The 4,210-nt window shown below is 77.1% G+C and carries 2 protein-coding genes; both read right to left on the bottom strand.

The features are described from left to right. A partial coding sequence (locus I003_RS0128985; protein WP_199784367.1) for a beta-ketoacyl synthase N-terminal-like domain-containing protein occupies positions 1-1,289 on the bottom strand: 1,289 nt, incomplete at its 3' end. 1 nt (position 1,290) lies between these two features. Continuing rightward, a partial coding sequence (locus tag I003_RS33735) for a type I polyketide synthase (RefSeq protein WP_158689044.1) occupies positions 1,291-4,210 on the bottom strand: 2,920 nt, incomplete at its 5' end.

Below are 4,210 nucleotides of genomic sequence, written 5' to 3'. Positions count from 1 at the left end.
GACTCCCAGTCCACGTGCGGCGTCGGCTCGTCCACATGCAACGTCGCAGGCAACTGCCCGTGCCGCATCGCCAGGACCATCTTGATGATCCCCGCCACACCCGCCGCCGCCTGCGCATGCCCGATGTTCGACTTCACCGACCCCAGCCACAGCGGCCGGTCCTCCGCCCGCCCCTTCCCGTACGTCGCCAGCAGCGCCTCCGCCTCGATCGGGTCACCCAGCTCCGTGCCCGTGCCGTGCGCCTCCACCGCGTCCACGTCCGACTCGGCCAGCCCGGCGTTCACCAGCGCGTCGAGGATGACGCGCTGCTGCGACGGCCCGTTGGGTACGGTCAGCCCGCTGCTCGCCCCGTCCTGGTTCACCGCCGAGCCGCGCACCAGCCCCAGCACCCGCCGCCCGTGCCGCCGCGCGTCCGACAGCCGCTCCAGCAGCAGCAGCCCCGCGCCCTCCGACCAGCCCGCGCCGTCCGCCGCGGCGGCGAACGACTTGCACCGGCCGTCCGGCGCCAGGCCGCGCTGCCGGCTGAACTCCACGAAGGTGTCCGGCGTCGCCATCACCGACACCCCGCCCGCCAGGGCGAGACCGCACTCCCCGAGACGCAGTGCGTTCACCGCCAGGTGCACCGCCACCAGCGACGACGAACACGCCGTGTCCACCGTCACCGCGGGCCCCTCCAGGCCGAGCGTGTACGCCACCCGCCCCGTCGCGACGCTGCCGGCGCTGCCGCTGCCGACGTACCCCTCCAGGTCCGCGGGCAGTTCCGGCAGCCGCGAGCCGTAGTCGTGGTACATCAGGCCGGCGAAGACGCCGGTGCGGCTGCCGCGCAGCGCGGCCGGGTCGATGCCCGCCCGCTCGAACGCCTCCCAGCTCGTCTCCAGCAGCAGCCGCTGCTGCGGATCCATCGCCAGCGCCTCCCGCGGCGAGATCCCGAAGAAGGCGGGGTCGAAGTCGGCGACGTCGCGCAGGAATCCCCCGCTTCGCGTGTACGTCGTGCCGCTGCGCCCCGGGTCCGGGTCGTAGAGCGCGTCGAGGTCCCAGCCGCGGTCGTCGGGGAACGGGCCGACGGCGTCACCGCCCCCGGCGACCAGCTCCCACAGCCCCCCGGGGGTGTCGGCGCCGCCCGGGAAGCGGCAGGCCATGCCGACGATCGCGATCGGCTCGCGCACCCGCTCCTCGGACTCGCGCAACCGCTGCCGGGCGTCCTGGGCGTCGGCGATGGCCCGCTTCAGGTAGTCGCGGAGCTTGGCCTCGTTGTCGGTCCCCTGCGCGGGGCCGCTGCGGTCTGCCATGTCAGGAGTTCCCCAGGTTCTCGACCAGATCGAAAAGGTCGTCGTCCGTCGCGGCGTCGAGATCGCCGCGGCTCTCCGGCTGCGCGGTGCCCGCGTCCTGCGCCGCGTCGTGCCAGCGCGCCAGCAGGCTCCGCAGCCGTACGGTGATGCGCCCGCGGTCGGCGCCGAGTGCGGTGGCGCGCCCGGCGAGCGCGGTCAGGCTGTCCTCCAGCCGGTCCAGTTCGCCGAGCAGGGTGTGCGCGGGGTCGGCCGGGCCCAGGTCGAGCTGTTCCCGCAGGTGCTCGGCGACCGCCGCGGGGGCGGGGAAGTCGAAGACCAAGGTGGCGCGGAGCCGGGTGCCGGTGGCCCGCTGGAGCCGGTTGCGCAGCTCCATCGCGGTGAGGGAGTCGAAGCCGAGGTCCTTGAAGCCGCGCTCCGCTTCGACCTGCGCCGGGTCGGCGTGCCCGAGCACCTCCGCCACCTGGCCGCGTACCAACTCCAGCAGGGCGGCGTCCTGTTCGGCCTCGGGGAGCGCGGACAGCCGGGCGACGAGATCGTGTGCCGGTTCTTCGGGGGCACCGGCCGCCGTCGCGGCCGGCGTGCGGACCAGCCGCCGCAGCAGGGCGGGCAACTCCCCGGCGGCGGCCATGGCCCGCAGCCTGGCCGGGACGAGCCGCACGGGCGCGAGGGCGGGGGGCCGCCGGTCCGCGGGGCGGGCGAGGGCCGCGTCGAAGAGGGCCAGGGCCTCGGCGGTCGCCAGCGGCGCGACGCCGGTACGTCCGATGCGCGCCAGGTCCGCCGCGTCGAGGGCGGCGGTGATGCCGGAGGCGGACTCCCACAGCCCCCACGCCAGCGAGGTCGCCGGCAGCCCGGCGGCCTGCCGGTGGTGGGCGAGGGCGTCGAGGAAGGCGTTGGCGGCGGCGTAGTTCGCCTGGCCCGCCGCCCCGCCGGTGCCGGCGAAGGACGAGAACAGCACGAACGCGGCCGGTGGCCGGGGCAGTTCGCAGGTCAGCTCGTGCAGGGTCCAGGCGGCTTCCGCCTTCGGCGCCAGGACGCGGTCCACGGCCTCCGGCGTGAGCGAGTCGATCACGCCGTCGTCCGTCGTCCCGGCCGCGTGCACGACGGCCGTCAGCGGGCGGTCCGCGGGGATGCCGGCCAGCAGCGCCGTCAGCGCCGCCCGGTCCGCCACGTCGCACGCGGCGACGGTGACGTCGGCGCCTGCCGCCGTCAACTCGGCGGCCAGCGCGTCGGCGCCGGGCGCGGCCGACCCGCGCCGGCCGGTCAGCAGCAGGCGCTTCGCGCCGTGCACGGTGACCAGGTGCCGGGCGACGAGCGCGCCGAGCGTGCCGGTGCCCCCGGTGACGAGCACCGTGCCGTCGGCGAACCCGGGGGCCGGCGCCGCCGCGTCCGGGCGGGTGTCGGCCCGTACGAGACGGGGGATGTGCGGCGTGCCGCCGCGGAGGGCGAGCTGCGGCTCGCCGGAGGCGACGGCGGCGGGGAGGGCGCGCCGGGACTCCTCACGGTCGTCGGTGTCGACCAGCACGAGGCGATCGGGGTGTTCCTCCTGCGCGGACCGGACGAGTCCCCAGACCGGCGCGTGCACCAGGTTCGGCGACTCGTCGCCGAGGGCGACCGCGTTCCGGGTGACGACGGCCAGGCGGCGGTCGGCGTTCTGCTCGTCGGCCAGCCAGGTCTGCAGCGCGCGCAGGGTGCCGAGCAGGACGGCGCGGCTCGCGGCGGGTATGTCGGCCGCGTCGGGGGCCTCTTCCACGTGGAGGACGGGCTGGTCGTCGCCTTCCGCGGGGGTACGGGCGCCGGGGCGGCCCGTCGGCGCCGACCACTCCACCTCGTACAGCGAGTCCGCGCGCGTGCGCAACTCCGCGACGGGCAGGGGGCGCAGGCTGAGCCGTTCCACGGAGACGGCGGGCGCGCCGTCCGCGTACGTGGCCACCAGGGCGACCGTGTCGGAGCCGGTGGGCGTGAGGCGGGCGCGGAGGGTGGCGGGGGCGGCGGCGGTGGGGTGGAGCCGGACGCCCTGCCAGGTGAAGGGCAGCCGCGGTGCGCCGTCGCCGTCCTCGCGGTCGCGGTCGGGGTGGTCGTCGAGGCCGATGGCGTGCAGGGCGGCGTCGAGCAGGGCCGGGTGCACCGCGAACCGGCCGGCGTGGCCGGCGTGCTCGGGGAGGGTGACCTCGGCGAGGATGTCGCCGCCCTGGCGCCAGGCGGCGCGCAGCCCCCGGAAGGCGGGGCCGTAGGTGAGCGCGGTCGCGTCGAGGTCCGCGTAGAGCGAGGTGAGGGAGAGGGGGGTCGCGTCCGCCGGCGGCCACGCGGGGGCGGCGGGCGGCGGCGAGGGCTCCGAAGAGGCCGGCAGGACGGTGGCGGTGGCGTGCCGCGACCACGCCTCGCCCGCCGGATCACCGTGCGGCCGGGCGTAGACGACGACGGTCCGCCGGCCGCCCTCGTCCGCGCCGCCCACGGTCACCTGGAGGTCGACGGCGTCGTCGTCCGGCAGCACGAGGGGGGATTCGAGGGCGAGTTCGTCCAGGTGGGCGCAGCCGGCGAGATGGCCGGCGTGCAGGGCGAGTTCGAGGAGCGCGGTGCCGGGGAGGAGGACGGTGCCGGCGACGGTGTGGTCGGCGAGCCAGGGGTGGGTGCGGAGGGAGAGGCGGCCGGTGAAGAGGAGGCCGTCGCCGTCGGCGCGCTCCACCGGCGGGCCGACCAGGGAGTGGGACGCGGGTTCCGCCGGAGCGGCGGGGGTGGCGTCGAGCCAGAGGTGCTGGTGCTGGAAGGGGTAGGTGGGCAGGTCGGGCAGATGGGCGGGGGCGGGGGCGTCGGGGCCTGTCGCGAGGCCGTGGGCGTGGGTGTGGGCGAGCGCGAGGGCGAGGCGGTGGGGGGTGTCGTCGTCGCGGTGGAGCGTGGCGTGGGTGACGGCGTCGGCGTCGGCC

Source organism: Streptomyces sp. CNQ329 (assembly GCF_000482585.1).
This window is presented reverse-complemented; position numbering and strand designations above follow the sequence as displayed.